Origin of the sequence: Polaribacter butkevichii, from assembly GCF_038024105.1 — a bacterium.
GTDB classification, from domain to species: domain Bacteria; phylum Bacteroidota; class Bacteroidia; order Flavobacteriales; family Flavobacteriaceae; genus Polaribacter; species Polaribacter butkevichii.
Genome location: NZ_CP150661.1, coordinates 581,565 through 606,375, shown reverse-complemented (window position 1 = coordinate 606,375; position 24,811 = coordinate 581,565). Strand labels below are relative to the sequence as shown.

At 30.9% G+C, this 24,811-nt stretch carries 22 protein-coding genes and 1 pseudogene; 10 read left to right on the top strand and 13 right to left on the bottom strand.

Going from position 1 to position 24,811, the window contains the following annotated elements; translation table 11 throughout:
* Nucleotides 1-129: 129 nt before the first annotated feature.
* The 8 genes and pseudogenes from WG951_RS02145 to WG951_RS02110 all read right to left on the bottom strand — a co-directional run bounded on the left by WG951_RS02145 (nt 130) and on the right by WG951_RS02110 (nt 8,674).
* Nucleotides 130-1,083, bottom strand: a complete 954-nt coding sequence (locus WG951_RS02145) for a 2OG-Fe(II) oxygenase (protein WP_105048572.1) — start codon at nt 1,081-1,083, stop codon at nt 130-132.
* Between the two features lie 247 nt (nt 1,084-1,330).
* Nucleotides 1,331-2,449, bottom strand: a complete 1,119-nt coding sequence (locus WG951_RS02140) for an L-dopachrome tautomerase-related protein (protein WP_105048571.1) — start codon at nt 2,447-2,449, stop codon at nt 1,331-1,333.
* Between the two features lie 224 nt (nt 2,450-2,673).
* Nucleotides 2,674-3,147, bottom strand: a complete 474-nt coding sequence (locus tag WG951_RS02135; protein WP_105048570.1) for a cupin domain-containing protein — start codon at nt 3,145-3,147, stop codon at nt 2,674-2,676.
* Nucleotides 3,148-3,426: 279 nt separating this feature from the next.
* Nucleotides 3,427-4,434: pseudogene (locus tag WG951_RS02130) on the bottom strand (zinc-binding alcohol dehydrogenase family protein).
* Nucleotides 4,435-4,858: 424 nt separating this feature from the next.
* Nucleotides 4,859-6,190 (bottom strand): BCCT family transporter, encoded by a 1,332-nt coding sequence (locus WG951_RS02125; protein ID WP_245893487.1) that lies wholly within the window; start codon nt 6,188-6,190, stop codon nt 4,859-4,861.
* A gap of 257 nt (nt 6,191-6,447) precedes the next feature.
* On the bottom strand, nt 6,448-7,242 hold the full coding sequence (locus WG951_RS02120; protein ID WP_105048568.1) for an SDR family NAD(P)-dependent oxidoreductase: 795 nt from the start codon (nt 7,240-7,242) through the stop codon (nt 6,448-6,450).
* An 18-nt stretch (nt 7,243-7,260) separates the two neighbouring features.
* On the bottom strand, nt 7,261-8,205 hold the full coding sequence (locus WG951_RS02115) for an aldo/keto reductase (protein ID WP_105048567.1): 945 nt from the start codon (nt 8,203-8,205) through the stop codon (nt 7,261-7,263).
* A gap of 169 nt (nt 8,206-8,374) precedes the next feature.
* Nucleotides 8,375-8,674, bottom strand: a complete 300-nt coding sequence (locus tag WG951_RS02110) for a putative quinol monooxygenase (RefSeq protein ID WP_105048566.1) — start codon at nt 8,672-8,674, stop codon at nt 8,375-8,377.
* A gap of 527 nt (nt 8,675-9,201) precedes the next feature.
* Here WG951_RS02110 and WG951_RS02105 point away from each other — a divergent pair.
* From WG951_RS02105 to pepT, 6 genes are all read left to right on the top strand, one after another.
* Nucleotides 9,202-11,541, top strand: coding sequence for an outer membrane beta-barrel protein (locus WG951_RS02105; protein WP_245893486.1), 2,340 nt, complete (start codon nt 9,202-9,204; stop codon nt 11,539-11,541).
* An 84-nt stretch (nt 11,542-11,625) separates the two neighbouring features.
* On the top strand, nt 11,626-12,054 hold the full coding sequence (locus tag WG951_RS02100) for a hypothetical protein (protein WP_105048564.1): 429 nt from the start codon (nt 11,626-11,628) through the stop codon (nt 12,052-12,054).
* A 36-nt stretch (nt 12,055-12,090) separates the two neighbouring features.
* Complete coding sequence (locus WG951_RS02095; protein ID WP_105048563.1) at nt 12,091-12,678, top strand: penicillin-binding protein activator LpoB; 588 nt, start codon at nt 12,091-12,093, stop codon at nt 12,676-12,678.
* A gap of 68 nt (nt 12,679-12,746) precedes the next feature.
* Nucleotides 12,747-14,162: a COG3014 family protein gene (locus WG951_RS02090; RefSeq protein ID WP_105048562.1), complete on the top strand. Its 1,416-nt coding sequence runs from the start codon at nt 12,747-12,749 to the stop codon at nt 14,160-14,162.
* 372 nt (nt 14,163-14,534) lie between these two features.
* Nucleotides 14,535-15,092: a hypothetical protein gene (locus WG951_RS02085; protein ID WP_105048561.1), complete on the top strand. Its 558-nt coding sequence runs from the start codon at nt 14,535-14,537 to the stop codon at nt 15,090-15,092.
* A 1-nt stretch (nt 15,093) separates the two neighbouring features.
* Entirely contained in the window at nt 15,094-16,335 is a 1,242-nt protein-coding gene (gene pepT / locus WG951_RS02080) for a peptidase T (RefSeq protein ID WP_105048560.1), read from the top strand.
* 147 nt (nt 16,336-16,482) lie between these two features.
* Here the strand turns inward: pepT and WG951_RS02075 are convergent, their stop codons facing one another.
* Nucleotides 16,483-17,022, bottom strand: a complete 540-nt coding sequence (locus tag WG951_RS02075; RefSeq protein ID WP_105048559.1) for a 1-acyl-sn-glycerol-3-phosphate acyltransferase — start codon at nt 17,020-17,022, stop codon at nt 16,483-16,485.
* A 208-nt stretch (nt 17,023-17,230) separates the two neighbouring features.
* On the opposite strand from WG951_RS02075, the gene rmuC reads away from it, so the two are divergent.
* The 3 genes from rmuC to WG951_RS02060 all read left to right on the top strand — a co-directional run bounded on the left by rmuC (nt 17,231) and on the right by WG951_RS02060 (nt 19,176).
* On the top strand, nt 17,231-18,574 hold the full coding sequence (gene rmuC, locus WG951_RS02070) for a DNA recombination protein RmuC (RefSeq protein ID WP_105048558.1): 1,344 nt from the start codon (nt 17,231-17,233) through the stop codon (nt 18,572-18,574).
* A 97-nt stretch (nt 18,575-18,671) separates the two neighbouring features.
* The gene (locus tag WG951_RS02065) at nt 18,672-18,875 is read left to right on the top strand and encodes a hypothetical protein (RefSeq protein WP_105048557.1); all 204 of its coding nucleotides are present in this window, start codon (nt 18,672-18,674) and stop codon (nt 18,873-18,875) included.
* Nucleotides 18,876-18,990: 115 nt separating this feature from the next.
* Entirely contained in the window at nt 18,991-19,176 is a 186-nt protein-coding gene (locus WG951_RS02060; protein ID WP_105048556.1) for a CsbD family protein, read from the top strand.
* A gap of 108 nt (nt 19,177-19,284) precedes the next feature.
* Here WG951_RS02060 and glyA read toward each other — a convergent pair whose 3' ends face one another.
* Nucleotides 19,285-20,559 (bottom strand): serine hydroxymethyltransferase, encoded by a 1,275-nt coding sequence (gene glyA, locus WG951_RS02055; RefSeq protein ID WP_105048555.1) that lies wholly within the window; start codon nt 20,557-20,559, stop codon nt 19,285-19,287.
* Between the two features lie 200 nt (nt 20,560-20,759).
* Between glyA and fahA the strand changes: the two genes are divergently transcribed.
* Nucleotides 20,760-22,037: a fumarylacetoacetase gene (gene fahA, locus WG951_RS02050; RefSeq protein WP_105048554.1), complete on the top strand. Its 1,278-nt coding sequence runs from the start codon at nt 20,760-20,762 to the stop codon at nt 22,035-22,037.
* Nucleotides 22,038-22,133: 96 nt separating this feature from the next.
* Here fahA and WG951_RS02045 read toward each other — a convergent pair whose 3' ends face one another.
* The 3 genes from WG951_RS02045 to WG951_RS02035 all read right to left on the bottom strand — a co-directional run bounded on the left by WG951_RS02045 (nt 22,134) and on the right by WG951_RS02035 (nt 24,712).
* Nucleotides 22,134-22,460, bottom strand: coding sequence for a hypothetical protein (locus WG951_RS02045; RefSeq protein WP_105048553.1), 327 nt, complete (start codon nt 22,458-22,460; stop codon nt 22,134-22,136).
* Between the two features lie 10 nt (nt 22,461-22,470).
* Complete coding sequence (locus WG951_RS02040) at nt 22,471-23,319, bottom strand: sulfurtransferase (RefSeq protein WP_105048552.1); 849 nt, start codon at nt 23,317-23,319, stop codon at nt 22,471-22,473.
* A 67-nt stretch (nt 23,320-23,386) separates the two neighbouring features.
* A complete protein-coding gene (locus tag WG951_RS02035) occupies nt 23,387-24,712 on the bottom strand; it encodes a dicarboxylate/amino acid:cation symporter (RefSeq protein ID WP_105049363.1) in 1,326 nt (441 codons plus the stop codon).
* Nucleotides 24,713-24,811: the final 99 nt, after the last annotated feature.

Below are 24,811 nucleotides of genomic sequence, written 5' to 3'. Positions count from 1 at the left end.
CCTCAACGATACACAAGGTGACATCTTCTTGTTTTTTTGAATCCTACTATAAAATTCTGATACTAGTTTTGCCACTATTCTTAGATATAACACAGTTAAATAGAGTAAGATAAACGATTTTTAGTCTTTTTAAAAAGGTGCAAAGGTATCTTTGGGACTCTTAGGCACACTCCAACGCTCACGAGCACTAATGTTTTCTGATGTAACAACGTTAGATGCTGAGTTATCAACACTACCGTAGCTACTTGCTCCTCCTCTTGGAATTTGCATACGGTCTCCGTATAACCACACAACCAAATTACTACGTTGCCCGCTAATAATCGGGTGCGTAGCATGTGCAACATCACCTCTGTGAATTATTGCTTTCCCTGCTTCAAAAGTAGTTTGCACCGTTTTCCCTGTGGTTTTATCGTAGAAATCAACTTGCGAACCTGTAAATGCTTCATCAGGTAAATTCATATTAATATTTAAGGTAGCAGCCGAGGCATCGGTATGGGCATGTAAATCCTTATCTTTATCTGGATTGTACTGAATAGAAAAACCAAATGTTTGGTTGTCATAACCATAAGTACATAATAACAAACGTGCAATCGGACGCATATAGCGGTCCATAATATCGTTATAAAATGCCTGAAAATTAGGAGCTGCAAGATAGCCTTCTGAGCGCGGATCAAGCATAATTCCATAACGATTCAATTGTATTCCGTATGGTGCTCGTTTAGGAATTTGTGAATTTACTACAGCTTCTAAATAGTTACGAAAATCCGCTAAGCGTTCAGGGTTAAAAAACTGTGCCACATAAACACCTGGAATAATTTCTTCCCATAAATCGGCAACAGCAGATTCTTTTTCTGGGTTTTCCCAAGCATCTTTAATGGCCTTTTGTAATCGTGGATCTAGTAGCGTTTCATCAGGAATTAGGATGTTGTCTTTGTTTTCAATTTCCCATTCTACCCATGCCTCTTCGAGTAAATCTCGGTTACTATTCCAAAATTGTGAAACTGAAGCTTCACGATTTAACGAGGCTTCACGAGAAGGTAAAGCAAGTGCACGAGCTTGTGCGAGTATATTTTTATTTGTCATTGTTTCTATATTTTTTACCAAAAACTGCCGCAATAGGATATTTTGGTTTTGTATACATTTTTGTTTGTTTTTCTATGAATGAATCGGTTTATGAATAATTTTAGAACAACTAATCTAACTACAATAGTTCTTGGCATAATTCGATTTTTATAAAATTAAACATTCTACAAATAGAAAAAGCCACTTTAAATTTGTGGCTTTTTCTTGCTTTCTATTAATAATTGGGGGTTATTAATCAAGACTTATATTATCTAAAAGAAACGCCTTTTGTAATTGGTTTAAATCTGAAAATGTAAAATGGTTTTGTAGATAAATCTTTGCCATCATTAAAAACAGCGCCTTTGTTTACTTGTGCGGCTGATACATACATATAACCATCTACATGATTGTAGCTTACACCATCTGGCCAAACCATATTAGCATCTTTTACCATGGTTTTTACGCTTTTATCTTTTGCTAAAACTACCGCTACACTATTGGTTTCTAATGCTGTTAAGTAAATATTACCAGCGATATCAATACTCATTCCTCCATTGTTTGGTTTTTCGGAATAAGTTTCAATTTTGCCATCTAATTCTGTTACCGTAAAATCTTCATTTACTAAATCTAACGTTTTAATTCTGTAAATTTTAGTACCGTTTAACGGACCATAATAAATGTATTCAAAATTAGCATCTGCAGTAATTCCGTCATTTCCGACTAATAAATCCGTACCATTAACCGCTAAATGTTTACCGTTAATTACTGTTGGCGTATTTTCTGGTAATGTTGTGCGTGTACCTTCTAATAATCTGCGCGTTTTACCTGTTTTCATATCCACAATAATAAACGCTGCATTGGTCCCGTCTCCCCCATTTCCAATACCTTCATCTGCAATTATAAAATAACCGTTTTTAGTATCTACCACCATATCATTGGGTTGTGCATGCTTTGGTACTACCGATTTTGGTAAATAATAAATACGTTCTAACTGATTGGTTTTTGTGTTCCAACCCACTATTTTAGGCGTTACATGATCACGTTGCGCCATATCTAGCATCCAAACAATTCCGTTTTCATCATTTCTAATTCCTAAAACATTACTTAAGTAATTATCGTCGGTAGTTCTTGGTGTATTCCACGCTTTATTAGGAAACGGTTTGCTTGTTTTTGTTTTAGCATCCATGATCATGACTCTGTTTTCTGGTGAGAAAAAAGGATGATGACTATATACTAAATCGCCAGTATCTGTAAATGTAATATTACCAACTGCTTGATTTGTTGTTGTAAAAACTTCGGTTTCACCTATTGTATTTTGTGAATTTATAGTATAAATGGCAAACACTATTGTAAAACTGAAGGATGTAATTATAGATTTGAAATTCATGTTTTGTATTATTTATTTCTTGTCAGTTCGAGTGAAATTCTTTTTCAGAATTTTGTATCGAGAACTTTTAGAGTTAATAAACTTCTCGATACATTTTTATTTTCATTGCATTTCAATAAAAACACTCGAAGTGACATATTATTTAAAATTCAGCTTTATCTAGACTTCTCGATATGAATTTCTCCTACCTTAAAATGCACTGGAAGTGACCATCTTTTAAAATTTTACTTGCTCTTTTTTAAATACTCTGGTAACTCTTTAGATAACCAATCTTCACGCACAGGAACATGTACATCTAAATCTACGGTTTCTTCTAAAGCCCAAAATTCATGTGGTACATTTTCTGGAAACACAATAACTTCTCCTGCTGCAACTTCTACAAACGTTTCTTTACCATCAATAATAGTTTTAATTTTTACTTTACCTGACATGATGTATGTAATCTGCTCGTTTGGATGGTGATGCCAAGGAATATGCGCTCCTTTTTCTAAATTGAAAATGGTCATTTGTCCTTTTTCACCATGAAACCATTTACGTTGGATCCCTTCTCCAATAGTTTCTGATTCCAAATCGTCAAAATTGAAATGCTGCACTTTTGAAGTGGCAATAGAATCTTTGGTGGTGACTTGCGCATTTGCTGTATTATTGACAAATATTGCTGTTACTGCTAATGCGGCTATAATGGATTTGAAATTCATTTTTTTAGTGTTTATTTTTTGTCAGTTCGAGTGAAATTCTTTTTCAGAATTTTGTATCGAGAACTTTTGTTTTAGTTAAGCTTCTCGATATTAATTTCTCGTACCTCGAAATTCACTCGAAGTGACAATTATTTTTATTTTGACTGTATTTCTATAAAAACACTCGAAGTGTCATTTTATTGATCATTCAATTTTATATAAGCTTTTCGATACAAATTTCTCGTGCCTCAAAATTCACTCGAAGTGACAATTCTATTTATGTTTTACTTCCTGAAAAGATTAAAACCCTTCTAAAACTATTTTGCCTTTTGCTTTTCCTGTCTCTAAGAAAGCATGTGCTTTACGAAGGTTTTCTGCATTGATAATTCCGAAGTTTTCACCTAAAGTGGTTTTAATGGTTCCGTTATCAATTAAACTAGAAACTTTGTTTAAAATATGGTGCTGCTCTATCATATCTTCGGTTTGAAACATAGATCGTGTGAACATAAATTCCTAATGTGTTGAAACCGATTTTAATTTAAATGGCATAATATTAAACGTTTTGGGATCGTCAATAAATCCGAATTTACCTTGTGGTTTAATTAGTTTAACGATCTCATCTGCGTGTTGCTCCGTTCCGTTTAAACTCACTACATAATCTGGCGCAGGAAGGTTGTATTTCTCAAACTCTTCACTTAATTTGTTTCTGTGGTTAATAACCGAGTCTGCACCCAATTCTTTTAACCAATCTGTAGTTTCTTCACGAGAAGCTGTACCAATAATATTCAGTTTTGTTAACTTTTTAGCTAATTGTACTAATATAGAACCAACACCACCAGCGGCACCAATAACTAGAATGGATTTGCTAGCATCCTCTTTTGCAACTTGTAATCTATCAAACAACATTTCATAAGCTGTAAGTGTTGTTAACGGTAAAGCTGCAGCTTCCGAATACGACAAACTAGATGGTTTTTTACCAACAATACGTTCGTCTACAACTTGGTATTGTGCATAACTTCCTTGACGTGTAAAATCTCCTGCATACCAAACTTCGTCACCAACTTTAAACAAAGAAACATCGTCACCAACTTCTTTTACAACTCCTGTTGCGTCCCAACCAATAACTTTCCAATCGTCACCTTCTACTGGCATTCCTGCACGTACTTTGTAATCTGCTGGATTTACAGAAATGGCTTTAATTTCTACTAAAATATCTTTTCCAGTAGCTTTTGGCGTATTTAATTCTATGTCTTGTAATGAATTTTTATCTTCAATTGGAAGATTCTCTTTATATCCTATTGCTTTCATTTTTATATGTTTTTATAATGAGTTCTTAATTTCAGACAAAGGTAATACGACAACACAGGTATATTAAAGTATAAAAAAAGGTGAATTAGGTATAATTAATGGTTTTACCATCTAAAAAGCATAAATATTTCTTATATTACATTGAAAAACGGAATTACTATCAACTATTAATACTTTTAAATCCTAATTAACCCTTTAATAATACCAATTATTATTTATTGAACCCATCTAAAAGTTAGGTTAATTCTTGGTAGCATACGTTTTACTGTTTTAGGAATTTTATGTTTCCAATTATTTGCACATGTAAATCAAATACTGTTTTTACGACTTGGTCTGTAGAAAATAAGTTGGATTGATGAAACACATCCATACTTTTATTGTTTATATATTAATCAAAAAAAAAAGGACTAAAAAGTTACAGTAATTACTGCTTTATTTTACGAGGTATTGCTTTGTTTTCCCTAAGATCTTTAACAAAAATAATCAACATAACTATGATAAAGAAAGAGAACGGTAAAGACGTGATTATTAGTAAACGTTGTACTGCTTCTAAAACATTGATATCAGCCTTAATATTACCCAACAATACTAAAGCTATTGTTGCTAATAAAATAAAAATAGACCAGATAACACGATGTGCTTTGCTTGGATTTTTAGCGCCTTTATCTGTAAACATACTTAATACAAATACTGCCGAATCTACAGAAGTAATTAAAAAGCTGATCAATAATATAATTGAAGTTATATTTAAAAATGTCGCAAACGGATAATGTTCAAAGAATACAAAAATGGAAGAAAACACGTTGCTAAATTCATTATTGTATGTCCCCCAATGTTCTATTAATTGAAAGGCAGACGTTCCAAAAACAGAAAACCAAAAAAAAGTGCCTAAAGACGGAATGATTAAAACACCCAATAGCAGTTGTCTAATGGTACGACCTTTAGAAATACGCGCAATAAATATACCCGTAAATGGTGCCCATGCTAACCAAAATGCCCAATAGTAAAAGGTCCAACCGGTTAAGAATTCTAAACCAGGATTATAATCGCCAAGCGCTAAACTCATGGGTACAAAATCGATTATATAATGATATGTAGACGTAAAAAATGCTATTAATATTTGTTTTACATCACTAGTAAAAAAGATAAACAATAAGATGGCAAAAGTGACAATGATATTTAGGTTCGAGAATATTTTAATTCCTTTATTAACACCTTGCCAAGCAGAATAACAAGCCACAGTAGAAATAAACACACATAGCAAAATTGTAGTTATTAGTCCAAAATCTTGGTTTGAAATATGATTTAAACCACCATTAATCTGCGTTGTTCCTAATCCGATTGCAGCCACTAAACCAAAGACAGTCGTTATAATAGTTATAACATCTACACTGTTTTTTAAGGTCTTGCTTTTAACATCGTCTTCTATAGTCGCACTAATTTTTACCTCCTTTTTCTTAACGTGTAATGCATAACCAACAATTACTGCAAAAAGTCCATAAAACGCCCAAGCTGTAAACCCCCATTGATAAAACGTAAACTCTAAAGCGACGGTTTGTGCAGATAAACCAGAAGTAAAAGGCGGATTTTGTTGCATAAAAACAGGCTCTTTCACTGCTCTTAATAAAATCCCAGATCCCATTCCTGCACTATATAACATAGCAGTCCAAGACCATAAAGAATATTCTGGTTTAGACGATGATTTTCCGAGTTTTATTCGTCCATATTTTGAAAAAGCAATTACCAATAATGCCAAAACACAACCAAAACCTAAATACAGATAAAAGTACCCAAAATAGTTTCTTACCCATAAAGAAGCAATTTAATAGCATTATAACTAGCTTCCGTAGCAAAAAACACAATCAAAGTACACGCAAATATGATGCTTACTGATATTGATAAAATGAAGTGTTTCTGAATATATTTTAACATTAAAGGTATTTTGATTTATTCAAAAATAGGGATTAGAATTTAAATTCTAATCCCTATTTGTTTTTACTTAAAACAATGATTTTATAGTATAGAACGAATTAACCCTCCTTCTACCCTAATAGCCGCTCCATTAGTCGCAGAAGCTAAATCACTAGAATAATATACAATAGTATTTGCAATCTCATCTACAGAAGCAAAACGCTCTAATAGAGAAGTTGGACGCATATTTTTAAAGAAATCTGTTTCAACCTTTTCTTCGGATATACCTTCTGCTTTTGCTAAATCTTTAATAAACCCCGTTACACCTTCAGATTTTGTTGGACCAGGTAAAATAGAATTAACGGTAACATTTGTGCCTTTTGTTAATTCTGCTAAGCCTCTACTAATTGCTAATTGTGCGGTTTTTGTCATTCCATAATGAATCATTTCATCTGGAATAAATACAGCAGATTCACTAGAAATAAAGATGATTCGCCCCCAATTTTTCTTCAACATTTTAGGGAAATAGTGTCGTGCTAAACGAATACCACTCATTACATTCACTTCAAAAAAGTGATACCAATCTTCATCGTTAATATCGGCAAAGGCCTTAGGTTCAAAAATACCCGTATTGTTTACCAAAACATCTACTTCTGGCACTTCTTTTAGTAGTCTATTAATATCGGCTACCTTAGAAAAATCGGCAACAACACCAGAAACATTATTGTTTTTAGTACTTGCTTTTAACCGAGCTACAGCAGTATTTACTCTATCTTTTGTTCTACCGTTAATAATAACCGTAGCGCCTTCGTTTAAAAAACGTTCTGCAGTTGCATAGCCTATACCAGCAGTAGAACCGCTAATTAATGCCACTTTACCTTTTATTTTTAAGTCCATTTACTTTAAAATATCTAATTATTTACTAGCTTCCTCCAATAAACCTAAATCTTCAGCATCCAAATTCAATTTTGGGGCATCAAATAAAGTTTGTAACTGGTGTTCACTTGTAGCACTTACAATTGGCGCAGCAATATGCGGTTGTGCTAATAACCAAGCCAAAGCCACCGTTGCTGGTTTGCTACTATGTTTTGCTGATATAGTATCTAATGCGTTGATAATAGCCAACCCTTTTGTATTTAAATACTGTTTTGCTCCTTCACCTCGTACACTTTTACCTAAATCAGATTCTGACCTATATTTACCAGTTAAAAATCCGCTTGCTAAAGAATAATACGTCATTACACTTAATCCATATTTATCTACAATATCTGCATATTTAGATTCATAATTTTCACGTTCTACCAAATTATAATGAGGTTGTAAAGCTACATATTTAGGTAGGTTGTTTTCTTCGGAAACTTTAAAAGACTCTAATAAACGTTCTGGTGATAAATTTGAAGCAGCAATATGACGCACTTTTCCTGCTTTTATAACTTCGTCATAAGCAGATAAAGTTTCTTCAACAGGAGTTACGTTATCATCAAAATGCGTGTAATACAAATCAATATAATCAGTTTTAAGACGTTTTAAAGACTCGTCAACCGATTTTAAAATGTGTTTTTTACTAATATCATTGGGGTGTTCTTTGGTTTCTGAACCTACCTTTGTTGCAACAACTATTTGGTCTCTGTTTCCACGTGCTTTCATCCATTTACCTATAATCTCTTCAGATTGTCCTCCAACACCATTTACCCACCAACTGTAAGTATCTGCTGTATCTATAAAATTGAATCCTGCTCCTGTAAAAGCATCTAAAATATCGAAAGATTGTTTTTCGTCTAAAGTCCAACCAAAAACATTACCACCAAAATTTATGCGAGATACTTCTAAATCTGTTTTTCCTATGTTTACTTTTTTCATGTTATTTTCTTTAATTTATAGTTACAAAGATCTTATAACATCATAAATAGTCCTTGGTATAAAAAAATACTATTTATGGTACATATTGTCCTAAATTAATTCATCTAATAACTTAATTAATTTGATCTAAGGTCTACCTATTTTCTTTTTTTTAAGATGCGTTTTTTATCTAATTGACTATTTCTGTCATTTCATTTAGAATGAACTCATCAACTTTACCTTCTGTTACTTTTAAATAATGAGCTAAATATTTATTACCCATATGTTTTTGCCACAACTCGCGGTTTATCCATTTTTCATGGAATAAAAATAAATTTGGATTTTCATTATCTTGATGTAAGTCATAACTAATATTACCTTCTTCAGCTCTTGTTACATCTAATAACTTTAATAATTCAGCTTTCACAAAGGCTCTATGCTCTTCTTTTACAACAATTCTTGCAATTATAGTCAAATATGATTTTTTCATAATAGTATATATTTTATTATTTTCTATGCAAAGTTACAGAGATAAGACAATCTTCTCTATGTATATAAAACGGATAATAATGTATATTTAAAGGTTAATCCGCAAAAAAAGCGGATGATAAATTACTTTTTATTCGATTTTCTATAAAATTATTATAAAACTAAAACACAACACTAATAAAGTAAGTCTTAAAACCTTTTTAAATACAAGTAAATATTTAAAGCTTTAGAAAAAGCGACGTGGTAAAAACATTTTTTAAATAAAGGTTTTGAAGGTAAATAATGTAGAAACACCACAAAGGCAGTAAATTTTTATTGGCTTCATAAGAGATTCATTTTCAACCATTACAATTACACTTTTATTTAAAAAAAAAAGATCAATGCATATATTATAAGCAATACGATTTATGTTAATTAATAAATCTCATCTAAAGAATTTATAATTAATATTGCATAAAAAAATAAATGTTTAGAAAAGTCATTTTACTTCTTGTTATTAGCTTTTTTTCTTCCCAACTTTTTTCTCAAATGGATATTACCATTTCTGGAATTGTAAAAGAAAAAGAAACACAACAAACCATTCCTTATGCAAATATTCTGTTAAAGACTGTAAAAGAAAATGCTTTTATTACCGGTACTGCAACCAATGATCTAGGGCGTTTTAGTATTGATAATATAAAACCCGGAAACTACATTTTAGAAGTGTCTATTATTGGGTTTAAAACCAAAGCACAAACTATTTATGTAGGTCGTCTTTCTAAATTTTTAGACATTAAAACCATTGAACTTTCAGAGGATAGTATTTCTCTTGATGAAATTGTGGTAACATCTGCACAAGATGAAATTAGCTCTAAAATGGATAAGAAAACCTATTCTTTAAAAGACAATATTAGTCAGAATGGAGGCTCTGTTTTACAAGCAATGCAAAATCTACCGAGTGTTACACTGCAAGAAGGAAAAGTACAATTAAGAGGTAATGATAAGGTTACCGTACTAATTGATGGCAAACAAACTGCCTTAACTGGTTTTGGAAATCAAACTGGGTTGGATAATATTCCAGCTTCAGCTATAGAAAAAATTGAAATTATTAACAATCCTTCAGCAAAATATGACGCCAATGGAAATGCAGGAATCATCAATATTATTTTCAAGAAAAATAAAGTACAAGGTTTTAATGGTAAAGTTGGTTTTACAGGCGGTCTAGGATCGTTATGGGAGCGCAAAGCAAATTTACCAGACATTAGACCACAGTACACGTTTACACCAAAAATTAATCCGTCTTTATCGCTTAATTATAGAAAAAATAAGGTAAATCTATTTTTTCAAGGCGATTATTTGTACACAGAAACCTTGAATAAAAATGAATTTGTTAATCGGGTTTATGATGATGGCACAATTATTAACAGACAAACCAAAAGGAATAGAGATACTAAATTTACAACTCTAAAATCTGGTTTAGATTGGAGTATCGATGACCAGAATTCTTTAACAATTTCTGGGTTATTTGGAAGTGAAGTTATTATTGATAATGGCGATGAACCTTTTGTTGATAAAAACAATGAACGCTTGTATTTATGGAGGTTTTTAGAAGATGAAGTTAAAACAACCATTATGGCAACTGCCAGTTATCAGCATAAATTTGAAGAAGCAGGCCGTTTATTAAACATCGGTTTTAACTACACGTTTCATAGAGAAGATGAAAAATATTTTTTCGAAAACATACGTCCCACTTTTACAGGTTTAGACTCTTTTGTATTGCTTTCTGATGAACAAGTTTATGATTTTAATATTGATTATATAAAACCGCTAAAACATGGTAAGTTCGAAACCGGAATTAAACTAAGAAAACGAAACATACCTATTAATATGGATTTTTTTCAAGGACAAAACTCACCAATTGATGCAGGTGCTGGTGGTTGGGCAGAATACAAAGAATTAATTCCTGCTGTGTATGGAAATTATAGTTTTGAAAACGAAAAATATGAAGCAGAAATTGGCTTGCGTTTAGAATATGTCGATTTAAATTACCTTGTAAATCCAGATCACAACACATACTCTAGCGACGGATACAATTATACAGAACCTTTCCCAAATATGCGATTTGCCTATAAAATGAATGAAAACAATAAGGTTTCTTTGTTTTACAATCGTCGTGTAGACAGACCAAATGAAGTAGATATCCGTATTTTCCCAAAATATGATGATGCAGAATTGATTAAAGTAGGAAACCCAGGATTGCGTCCGCAATTTACCAACCTTATTGAATTAGGTTATAAAACCAATTGGAAAAAAGGAAGCTTGTATACAGCCTTATATCATCGTTTTGCAGATGGTACTATTACTAGAATTTCTTCTACAGATGGTACAAGTAATATACTTTACGCCATTTTTCAAAATGCAGGAAAAAGTTATAACTCAGGCTTAGAAATGGTTTACGAACAAGATCTTACAGATTGGTACTCTATGAATATTAATGGAAACCTTTATCGAAATCAAATTAATGCTTTTTCAGTTGAAAATTTATACCCAAAACCCAATACCTTTTTTGCCGCCCAACAAGCCATTGCTTCAGGGAGTTTAAAAATAAATAACACCCTACAACTTTCTAATAAAGTAAACGCACAATTGAGTGCAGTATATTTAGCAGCTGATATTATTCCGCAAGGAAAAATAAAGTCTCGATTTTCTTTAGATTTTGGTATTAAAAAGAACATACAAAAAGGCAAGGGAGAAATTTTCTTAAATGCAACCGACCTTTTAAATACTATGGTAGTAAAAACAGAAATTACTGGAGATGTATTTAGTTATACAAGTGCCAATTATTCAGAATCGCAAGTAATACGATTGGGATATAGCTATAAGTTTTAAAATATTAATTGCCTAAAAAAAACCATATCCTTTTGTAAGTATTGGCACAGTATTTGGACTATTATCAATATAAAAACAGATACAATGAAAACCAAAATTTTAACAGTCGTCCTTATTACATTTGTTGGTTTTATAGGAATGGCACAGCAATCAGTAGCTTTGTTAGCGGATCAAAATCCGAACTATCAAACTAGTTTACAAAAATATACTGCAGCAAACGAGGTGAATTCTATAACCTTATTACAAGGTACTACGGTACAAGAAACGTACACCGCTATAGATCCTATGGAAGCAAAAAGGCAACGTAAAGAACTAAGAAAATATTTTAGATCTCAACGTCCGTTGTGGAGACATCAAGAACGTTTAGAACGTGCTAAAAACCCTGCTACATATTACCATAGTGGTTATAATGGTTTTTCTAATAATTACAGATATAACCGATTTAATAATGGTTATTTAAATAGCAATTCTTTATTAAATTTAGGGCTATTAGGGTATTTGATTTTTGATTAACTTTACATATTAAAAAAAAATATATTTTATAAAAAGATGAGAAAACAATTTGTTATTATAGGTTTAATTATAAGTGCATTAACCTTAGGTTCTTGTGCTAGAAAAGTAATTCGTGTAGATACTGATACACAAATAGATGTAAGTGGTAGATGGAATGATACCGATTCTAGATTGGCTGCAGAAGAGTTAACCGCAGAAATATTAAACGGCGATTGGCTAACCGATTATATGCAAGCAAATGGTGGTAAAAAACCAGTTTTAATTGTTGGTTTGGTTAGAAATAAATCTCATGAGCATATAGAGGCAGAAACGTTTACAAAAGACATAGAAAAAGCGTTTATAAAAAGACAAGTAGCTAGAATAGTTTCTGGTGGAGAAATGAGGGAAGAATTAAGAGCAGAACGTGCAGATCAACAAGACAATTCGTCTCTTTCTACCATGAAAAAATTTGGTTTAGAAACAGGTGCCGATTTTATGTTACAAGGTAATATCAACTCAATTGTAGATGCTCATAAAAGACAAAAAGTTACCTATTATCAAATAGATTTAGAGCTTACCAATATTCAAACAAACGAAAAAGTTTGGATTGGCGATAAGAAAATTAAAAAGTTTATTAAAAACTAAGACTGTTTAAATGGTTTTCCTAATTTTTTAGGAAAGCCATTTCTTATACGATAGCCGCTCATTTTTACATGAAAAAAGCATCTCTAAAAATTGCATACTGCATTTCTTTCTTTATCGTTTTCTTATTTTTTAGCAGTTGCGCTTCTTATAATACGAAGAGTCAAAAATTTCAAGCAGCGCTGCAACAAGGAAATATAGAAAAAGCGTTAAACGATATTGATAAAAATTCTTTCTTAAAAAAGAATAGAAATTCGCTGCTCTACTTTTTAGAAAAAGGAAAAATTGCTTACTTAAATGAGAACTACGAATTAAGTAATACCTTTTTAAATAAGGCCGATTTTTTTATAGAAGAAAACAAAAGAGCCGTTGGTAATGCTGTTTTAGGAGTCCTTTTAAATCCCGAGAAAGAAACGTATACAGGTGAAGATTTTGAAAAAATTGCGATTCATTATTACAAAGCATTAAATTATATTTTTCTACAAAAACCAGATGATGCTCTGGTAGAAGCAAAAAGAATTAATCTTCAGTTACAACAGCTTAATGACAAATATCCTGAAGGGAAAAAAAACAGATATAGTTCGGATGCTTTTGCGTTAAACTTACAAGGTTTTTTATACGAGGCTTCTGGTGATGTAAATAATGCCTTTATTTCGTATCGAAATGCGGCAGATTTATATTTGGCTAATAAAGGATCTTTTATGGGAACTCCCCTACCCGAACAGCTTAAAAAAGATGTGTTACGTACTGCTGCTTCTTTGGGGTTTATAAATGAATTACACAGATATGAAAACATATTTGGTATTACTCACCAAATAAATAAAACAACTACAGAAGGCGAATTAATTCTTTTTTGGGAAAACGGTTTGGTGCCATTTAAAGAACAAAATTTCTTTAGTTTTACGGTTTTGCCAGGTAAAACAGATGGTATTGTTTCTATTTATAATAAAGAGTTAGATTTAAAATTACCAATTCCGATTAGTAACGATTATAATAAAAAACAGTCGTTTTCTGATATCAATATTTTTAATGTTGCTTTTCCTAAATACATTGCAAGAACTCCTTATTTTTCTGGAGCAACTATTTTAAAAGATAGTACTAAAATTGGTAGCTTACAAATGGTACAAAATTATGAAGACATTGCTTTTAAAACTTTAAAGGATAGAACTTTAAGAGAAATTGGTAAAACTGCTATTCGATTAGGAACTAAAAAATTATCAGAATCACTTTTAAGAGATCAGAATAAAGATTTAGGTGCTGTATTAGGTATTTTTAATGCCATGTCAGAACATGCAGATACACGTAATTGGCAGAGTTTACCCAATGCAATTTATTATGCCAGAATTCCATTAAAAAAAGGAGAAAACACCATTTCTGTTCTTTTAAAAACTACGGATGGAACTACCCAAGAAGAAAAAATTAAGGTTCAAGGAGGAAAAGGGATCCAATTTAAAAAAATCATCACGCTCCAGTCTTTCAGTCGTTAAAAATAGACATTGACTTACTGCTATTTATCATCTATTCTTAGTTTATTTAACTCGGTACACCGTTGTTTGTATTTATCTATTCTAAGAAAATTATTAAAAATTAAATATAAAAAATTGATTGTCTTGGTATTGTAAAAAGGAAAAATAAAAAGAAAGAGAATTTTAAACTTTATCCTTATTTTTACAATATTCTTGTTAACTTGCAGTAAGAATATAAAGGCTATAAATTGACTTTTTAGTTCATTTAACAGTATTCTTAAAAAGCCAAACAGAAGTAAGTAAAACTTAGTTTAAAAATGATTCTTTCAAACAAAAAAAGAAAATATCAAATAGATCGTTTCTACGCTACTAAAATAATACTCAAATAGTTTTATGAAGAATATTTTAGTCATTTTTACAGCTATATTTCTATTCTATTCTTGTTCACAGCAATCTGAAATCAGCAAGCGTTTTAATTGTAAACCAATTAATTATAAAAATTTAGAAGTAGTAAAAGATGTTAAAAACTTGTTTTCTATAGAAATACCAAAAACATGGAAAACAAATTTATATTATGATACACTACAGTCTTCTATTTACACCGCAGACACCACAAAACAATTAACAGAATCTCTGTTATTGGATGTCACTTATGTTCAGAAAAATATTAATTTTGATACCTCTTTTAAATTAAAACAAGAGCAAGAAAATTTATCAAAAAATCTTATTCAAGTAAAATCTGAAGAGACTTCTTTCTTAGAAAAACCTTCTTATTACACCATTTCTAAAGGAAAAAAGGGAGCTTTTGATTATCAGGTTTGCCTTTTATTTATCAAACTTAATAAACAAAATTTTATACTTGCCAAGGCAGAAGTTTACGGAGACTCTGTTGTAAACACAAGGTTGTGCAATGCATTTGCACTCATAGAAAAAATTAAAATAATTCAATAAAATGATTGAAAAAAAACATATTACAGACAGATTTATAAAATACGTTACCATAGATACAGAATCAGACCCAAATAATCCTGCTTTTCCGAGTACCGAAAAACAATGGGATTTAGCACATGTTTTAGTGGAGGAATTGAAACAAATTGGTATGAAAGATGTAGATTTAGATGACAATTGCTACATCATGGCAACGTTGCCAAGTAATTTAGATTACGAAGTACCAACCATTGGTTTTGTTGCACATATAGATACAAGTCCAGATTTTACAGGAAAAAATGTAAAACCTCAAATTGTAGAAAACTATCAAGGAAATGTAATTGTTTTAAATGAAGAAAAAAACATTGTTTTATCTCCAGATTACTTTGATGATTTATTACAATACAAAGGGCAAACACTAATTACTACAGATGGTACTACTCTTTTAGGGGCCGATGACAAAGCAGGTATTACAGAAATTGTAACTGCTATGGAATACCTAATTCAGCATCCAGAAATTAAACACGGTAAAATTAGAATTTGCTTTACACCAGATGAAGAAGTTGGTAAAGGAGCTCATTTATTTGATGTTGCTAAATTTGGTGCAGAATGGGCTTATACTATGGATGGAAGTCAGATTGGTGAGCTAGAATATGAAAACTTTAATGCAGCAGGAGCAAAAGTGACGATTACAGGAAAAATTGTACATCCAGGTTATGCAAAAGGAAAAATGATCAATTCTATTTTAATTGCAAATGAATATATGGCTGCACTTCCTGCAAATGAAGTTCCTGAAAAAACAGCTGGTTATGAAGGTTTCTTTCATTTACATGATATTAACGGTAATGTAGAAGAAACTGTTTTAGAGTACATTGTTAGAGATCATGATTTAGATTTATTTGAAAAAAGAAAAAATTTAATGCAAAAAATTGCCCTAGATTTTAATGAAAAATACAATCAAGAACTTGTTAAAGTAAGTATTAAAGACCAATACTTTAATATGAAAGAAAAAATAACGCCTGTAATGCATATTGTAGATATTGCAGAAGAAGTTATGAAAGATTTAGAAATTACACCTTTAATTAAAGCAATAAGAGGTGGTACAGATGGTTCTCAATTATCTTATAAAGGTTTGCCTTGTCCTAATATTTTTGCTGGCGGACATAATTTTCATGGTAGATATGAGTATGTACCTGTAGAATCTATGGTAAAAGCAACCGAAGTAATTATTGGTATTGCAGAAAAAGTTTCTAAAAAGTTTGTATAAAAAAAAGAGTCTTCAGTATCCTGAAGACTCATATCATAGCATGATACTATTTATGCAAACTCATAACTAATAGAGCCCCTAATCTCGATTAGACAATTTTGTTTACAAACACAAAACTAAGCTTTTTTATAATGTAATCCTAATGTTTTAAAATAATTCAGGATTTTTCCCTTTTACACCTTTAAAAAAAGAGTGAAATACCTCAAAATCAGCTTCTTTACTCTCTGTTGTGTAATAAGGTTCAGAAATTTTTATTTTTTTATTTTTAAAGTCTAAGGTTGCCATAACAACGGGAACCTTAGCTCCTTTTGCTATATAATAGAAACCCGTTTTCCATTTGTCAACTTTCTTTCTAGTTCCTTCAGGAGAAATTCCCAATCTAAACTCTTCTTTTTTATTAAAAATGTCAATAACGGCATCTACCATATTATTGCTTTTTGTTCTATCTACAGGCGTACCTCCTAAAACCCGAAAGAAAGAACCAAAAATCCCTTTAAAAAGGGATGCTTTTCCAATAAAATGAATCATGGTACCAGAAGCCATTCTAGACAATATGGCAATAGGAAAATCTAGCCAACTGGTATGAGGAGCAGCAATAACTACGTATTTTTTAGGTTGTTGAGGAAAATCGTTTTCTAATCTCCAACCTAAAAGTGTAAATAATATAAATTTTGCAATTGCTTTCATTCTATTCTTTCATCAAAGTACGAAATTAAGCATTAATTAGCTCTCTTGATAGAATTAAATAAACTTTAGACACAAAGAATCGTTAATTTTTAAATAAAAGAGGTGAACAAAAACACTTTAAAAAACGTTAAAAATACCCGTTTTCAAATATTGATAAAGATTAAAGGGCTATAATATTTATTACATTTACAATATTAAAATTTAGAGGATGAACCAATTAATAATTTACGCTTTAATTGCACTAATATTTAGTGTGATAGGTTTTTTTATAGGAAAACTTTTAACCAAATTAAATTTTGAAAAACAGAAAGGAAATATTGAAAAAGAAAAATCGAATCTAGAATTTGAAATTTCTAAACTACATGAATCAGTTAAAAATGCTGAAACTAAAATAGAAGATTTACAAAGCGAATTACGATTTATTCAAAAAGAAAAAGAAAATCTAATTTCTGATAAAACGCGTTTAGAAACCGAGTTTAAAAACGTTACAGAAAAGTTAGAAAACAATAAAAATGAAGTCGAAAAATTACAGGAAAAATTCACCAATAATTTTGAGGTTTTAGCGAATAAAATATTAGAAGAAAAATCGACCAAATTTACCCAACAAAACAAAGAAAGTTTAAAAATAATTTTAAATCCATTACAAGAAAAAATTAAAGTTTTTGAAGATAAAGTAGATAAAACTCACAAAGAAAGTATCGATTATCATGCCGCTTTACGTCAGCAAATTTTAGGTTTAAAAGAGATGAATTTGCAAATGAGTAAGGAAACCATCAACCTAACAAAAGCCTTAAAAGGTGATAATAAAACGCAAGGAAATTGGGGTGAATTAGTTTTGGAACGAGTTTTAGAAAAATCTGGTTTAGAGAAAGATAGAGAGTATTATGTGCAGCAAAGCTTTACTAATGATGATGGCAAGAGAATACTACCCGATGTTGTTATCCATTTGCCAGATAATAAGAAAATGATTGTAGATTCTAAAGTTTCATTAACCGCATATGAGCAATTTGTAAATGAAGATGATGAAGTCTTAAAAGCACAATTTTTAAAAGAACATGTAGCATCGCTTAGAAGACATGTAGAACAATTAAGTGCTAAAAAATACGAAGATATTTATAAAATTGAATCACCCGATTTTGTCCTACTTTTTATACCAATAGAACCCGCTTTTGCAGTGGCAATTAATACAGATAATCACTTATACAATAAAGCATTTGAAAAGAATATTGTTATTGTAACTCCTTCTACCCTTTTGGCTACTTTAAGAACCATAGATTCTATGTGGAATAATGAAAAGCAACAAAGAAATGCCTTAGAAATAGCAAGACAAGCAGGTGCTTTATATGACAAATTTAACGGCTTATTAAGTGATTTAATAGGTATTGGAAAACGAATTGACGATAGTAAAAATGAGTACTCTAACGCTATGAACAAACTTTTTGAAGGAAGAGGGAATTTAATTACTTCTGTAGAAAAGTTAAAGAAAATGGGTGCAAAAGCTAAAAAAACCATTCCAGAAAATATAATAACACGTGCTAATGAGGTAGATTAATTGCTTATGAGTTACTATTTTGCTGATTGTAGTTAACCTTACGTTTTCTTATTTTTTATTTTTGAAGTAATTATTAAACTTTTTAAAATATAAAGATATGTCAGAAATAAAAAACGAAAGAGGATTACATCCTTTAAAAGGGACCGTAAAAACAGATGAAAAAGATTCAGATAGCAAGAAAAGTATCGTTGCAAAAATAGATAGCAGTAAAGTTAAGGACAAATTAAAAAATCAAATACAAAGCTCTACTGATGAGGCAAGTGAAATTGCAGGAAAAATTAAAAGTTCAGAAAAAAAATAGTTTTTATTTATATGAGTTAAAATATTAATTGATACCATTAATATACAAACAACCATCTCTTTAAATTTGTATTATTATTAACCAGTACTATTATAAGTACATAAATAAAATGAATATGAACTCGGATACAGCAAAAGGAAATTGGAAACAAATAAAGGGAGAATTTAAAGAAAAATTTGGTAGTATTACCAATGATAAAACTACAGAAGCAGAAGGTACTTTTAATAAACTAGTAGGAGAAATTCAAGAAAAATATGGTGAAACTCGCGAAGCCATAGAAAAAGAAGTAAAAAGTTGGTAAACAACTATTGCTATAAATTTAAATATAAAAAGCATCAAGATAATTCTTGATGCTTTTTATATTTCATATGTATTCGTAAGAGTGAATACTTAAAAACCACTGTGTGGTTTACATAACAAATAATCTTCTTGCACTCATCATATGAGCAACACGCTCACCAATTTTATGTAAAGCTTCTTCATTATCAGCATTTTGTATTGCTTCATCAATAAAGTTTACAACCGTTTTCATATCATCTTCTTCTAAACCACGCGTAGTAATTGCAGCAGTTCCAATACGGATTCCTGAAGTTACAAACGGGCTTTTATCATCAAAAGGAACCATGTTTTTGTTTACCGTAATATCTGCTTTACCAAGTGCAATTTCTGCATCTTTCCCAGAAATATCTTTATTACGTAAATCAATTAACATACAGTGGTTGTCTGTTCCGCCAGAGATAATATCATATCCTTTAGCAACAAATTCTTTTGCCATTTCCGCAGCATTAGCTTTTACTTGTAATTGATATTCTAAAAACTCATCTGTTAAAGCTTCTCCAAAAGCAACAGCTTTAGCAGCAATAACGTGCTCTAAAGGTCCACCTTGGTTTCCAGGGAAAACAGAAGAATTAATTAATGTAGACATTTTTTTAGGTTTACCATTTTTTAACGTTTCTCCAAAAGGATTGTCAAAATCAGTACCAATCATAATCATACCACCTCTTGGTCCACGTAATGTTTTATGAGTTGTAGTAGTTACAATATGACAATGAGGTATTGGGTCATTTAAAATTCCTTTAGCAATTAAACCTGCAGGGTGAGAAATATCTGCCATTAAAATAGCACCCACACTATCTGCAACTTCTCTAAATTTCTTAAAATCAATATCTCTAGAATACGCAGAAGCACCTGCAATAATTAATTTAGGTTTGTGTTCTTTAGCTTGTTGCGCTAAATGATCATAATCTATTCTTCCGGTAGCTTTATCTACACCATAAAAAACTGGGTTGTATAATTTACCAGAAAAATTTACGGGAGATCCATGAGTTAAATGTCCTCCATGAGATAAGTCAAATCCTAAAACGGTGTCTCCAGGTTTTAAACAAGCAGCATAAACCGCAGTATTTGCCTGAGAACCAGAGTGAGGTTGTACATTTACATATTCTGCACCAAATAATTCTTTAGCTCTGTCTATAGCAATTTGCTCAATAACATCAACTACTTCACATCCTCCATAATATCTTTTACCAGGATATCCTTCAGCATATTTATTGGTTAAAATAGAACCTTGGGCTCTCATAACATCATCACTTACAAAGTTTTCTGAAGCGATTAATTCTAATCCATTTAACTGTCTTTCTTTTTCTTCCTGAATAAGGTCAAAAATTTGGTTGTCTAATTGCATTGTTGTTGTTGTTTTAAAAGAAGCAGTAAAAATAATAAAATCAAGTTTGTAAAAAACATCTTTTAACGATATTTTATCATTTTTTGTTATTATTATATATTTGAGAGCAAAGTACTGTTAAAAATACATTTTTCGTTGTTTTTTTATTTTCAAATGAAAAAAAATTATGTAGGTTTGATAAAAAATAAATCTCATTTAAAATGATCATAACAGCAAATAACCCTAATAGAAAATCTTGGTTAAAAGTAGATAAGAATTCAGACTTCCCTATTCAAAACATTCCTTTTGGAGTTTTTATCACCAGAGATGATATAATTACCATTGGAAGTAGAATTGGCGATTTTGCAATAGACTTAGGTGCTTTTCATCAATTAGGTTATTTTGATGGTATTCCTTTAACTGACGACATTTTTCTACAAGATAACTTAAATGATTTTATTGCTGATGGTCGTAAAACATGGCGTTTGGTTAGAAATAGAATTGCAGAAGTTTTTGATGTTACCAATGGTGTTTTAAGAGATAATGCCAATCATAAAGATAAAATTATCTTTAGAATGGAAGAAGTAGAAATGTTGCTACCTGTTGCTGTTGGAGATTATACAGATTTCTATGCAAGTAAAGAACACGCTACAAATGTAGGCTCTTTATTTAGAGATCCAGAAAATGCTTTGTTACCTAATTGGTTACATGTACCAATTGGTTATCATGGTAGAAGCTCTTCTATTGTTCCTTCTGGTACAAAAATTAGAAGACCATACGGACAAACAAAACCTGCAGAAGGAACTACAACTCCAGGATTTGGACCAACAAAATTATTAGATTTTGAGCTTGAAATGGCTTTTATTACAACTGATGCAAATGTTTTAGGAGATAGAATACCAATTGACGAAACAGAAGAATATATTTTTGGTTTGGTACAATTTAATGATTGGTCTGCACGAGACATACAAGCTTGGGAATATGTGCCTTTAGGTCCGTTTTTAGGGAAAAGTTTTGCTTCAACAATATCTCCTTGGATAGTAACTTTAGATGCTTTAGAGCCTTTTAGAGTAGAAAGTCCTAAACAAGTTTACGAACCATTACCTTATTTAAAACAAAAAGGAAAAGGAAGTTATGATATTCATTTACAAGTAGGTATTAAACCAGAAAATGGTGAAGAAACTGTGGTGGCCAATTCTAACTTTAAATATATGTATTGGACCATGGCACAACAATTAGCGCATCATACCGTAAATGGTTGTCCTGTAGAATCTGGAGATTTAATGGGATCGGGTACCATTTCTGGACCAACAAAAGATAGTTATGGTTCTATGTTAGAGCTAACTTGGAGAGGGCAAAACCCTATTAAACTAAAAGATGGTACAGAGCGTAAATTTATTAATGATAATGATACCGTAATTATGCGTGCTCATTGTAAAAACGACAAAGTTCGCATTGGTTTTGGAGAATGTATAGGAAAAATATTACCTGCTAAATAATAAAACCATACATATAGTATTTTAAAGCCTCACTTTTTGTGAGGTTTTTTTGATTGAAAAAAACACGAAAAAAGATAAATGCAATTTTCTTTAAAACTATGCAATCATTTTTTTCAAAAACATAAAAACATTTCGTTCTAAAATATCGACAGTACCATCTGCAAAAAATACATTTTTAATATCTTTTAAAAGCTGTTCTTTATCCTTTGTAGAGTATTCGTTTTCTTTTAGATAACTTTTAATTTTTTCCATCGCTTGAAAATCATTATCATGTACTATTTCTGTATGAATACGATTAAATAAAGTTTCATTTACTTTAGATAAAATATAGTTACTTTCAGATTCCGTTTCTATGTAATTACTTTGTGCGGCATATAATAGCACGTACGTTTGAAATTCTTCTTTAGTCCAATTATTATCCATTTTATTTGTTTTATTTTTCTATTGGTAAATTTGCTGTACTTCCCCACTCTGTCCAAGAACCATCATAAACAGCATAGTTTTTATACCCAGCTATATCAGCGCCTAATGCCAATACAGAAGCTGTAATTCCTGTTCCACAAGAAAAAATGAAAGCTTTCTTTTTAGGATTAATTTGATTAAAAATTACTCTTAACTCTTCTTCCGATTTTAAATGTCCTTTTTTTATGATTTTACTAAAAGGTAAACTCACAGAATTAGGAATATGGCCTCCTTTAACATCACTTCTTGGTTCTGGTTCTGTACAATTAAAACGACCTTTAGAACGAGCATCGGCAATTATAGTTTCTTTATCTTCAATTGCTTTTAGCACATCCTCTGTAAATTTAACCTTTTCAGGTTGATAATCCACTTTAAAATCACCTTTTGTAGGTGTGTTATTTTTCTGTTTTTCAGTAGGGAACCTATTTTCTAACCACATAGGAAAACCACCATCTAAAACAGCGATATTTGTAAAGCCCATTAATTGAAACATCCACCAAACTCTAGGAGAAGAATAGATACCTAAATCATCATAACACACAATAATACTATCTTTATTGATTCCTAATGCTTGTACTTTTTCTTCAAATTCTTTGGATGATAATATGGTATTAGGAAACGGAGCTGTAACATCAGAGAATGTGTTTTTTATATCAAAAAAAATAGTACCCTTAATTTGAATTTTTTCATTAGAATTAGAGGTTTTAGATTTATCAGTTACTTTAGGAATGGTGCAATCTAAAATAACTAGATTTTTGTGTTCTAAATTAGCTTGTAACCAATCTACAGAAACAATGGGTGTATTGTTTATTAAAGACATTCTAAAAATTTTAAATAAGCGTTCTAATAAAATTAGAACGCTTAGATTTATATTTACTTACTAAAAACTATTTTACTTTTTTATAATTATCATCCCATTCTTTTGGTTTTGGTTCGTGTAATTTACCTAAAGATTTAGCTACTAACACAGATACCGTTGCATCACCAGTAACATTAACAACCGTTCTACACATATCTAATGGCCTATCTACTGCAAAAATAAGAGCAATTCCTAATGGTAACAATTCTGCAGGAAAACCAAGTGTTTCTAACACCACTACTAGCATAACAATACCTGCACTTGGTACTGCTGCACTACCAATAGAAGCCAAAACAGAGGTTCCAATAATTACCAATTGATTTGTAAACGTTAAGCCTTCTGGCCAAAGAACTTGCATAATAAATACAGCTGCAATACCTTGGTATAAACTAGTACCATCCATATTAACGGTTGCTCCTACTGGTAAAACAAAACCTGCAACTTCTGGGTCTACACCCAAATGTTCTTCTACACGTTCCATAGTAACAGGTAAAGTGGCCGCACTACTACTAGTAGAAAATGCTAATAATTGTGCCGGACTTATTTGTTTTAAAAACCAAATAGGCGATTTTTTTGCGTAAATTTTAATAAGCAAAAGATAAAAACCGATTAATAAAACCAAGCCTCCAAATACACAAAACGCATACCAAAGTAGTTTCAGTAAGATTTCTGTATCATCAAAAGAAATAATAACGTTAGCTAATAAAGAAAAAACAGCATAAGGAGCAAAAAGCATTATTAAATCTACCATTTTCATGACAACTTCATTTAGCGAGTCGAAAAAATTGATTAATGGTTTTGCTTTCTCTTCATCTATTAATAACAAACAGATTCCTACAAATAATGCAAAGAAGATAACTTGTAACATAGAAGCATCTGTTAATGATTTAAAAATATTGCTCGGAAAAATATCGACCAAAGCTTGTAAGGGTCCCGCCTGTTTTTGACTACTTGCTTCATTCAATTTATCTATTACACTCGAATTGTTACCGTATTTTAATTTAATTTTTTCTATGGTTTCTTGTGGCATACCATTTCCTGGTTTTACCGTATTTACAATACTTAAACCAATAACTACAGCAACTAAAGTGGTTATCATATAAAGACCTATGGTTCTAAGTCCCATCGATTTTATTTTAGAAATATCTTTTAAATCAGAAATTCCTTTAATTAAAGATGCTAAAATTAAGGGTACTGCAATTAGTTTTAATAAATTGATAAAAATGGTTCCAAATGGTTTTATCCAATCAGCAACAAATCCTTTACCTCCATCTATAGAATTCATTATAAAACCAAAGATGATTCCAAGAACCATACCTATTAAAATTTTCCAGTGTAATGCTAGTTTTTTCATTAAATAGTTTAAAAAATTAAGATTTTGAAAGGTAAAAAAAATATTAAAAATATGTGTGACTTTATTCGTATATTGTGTCATAAAATTAGAAAACATTCA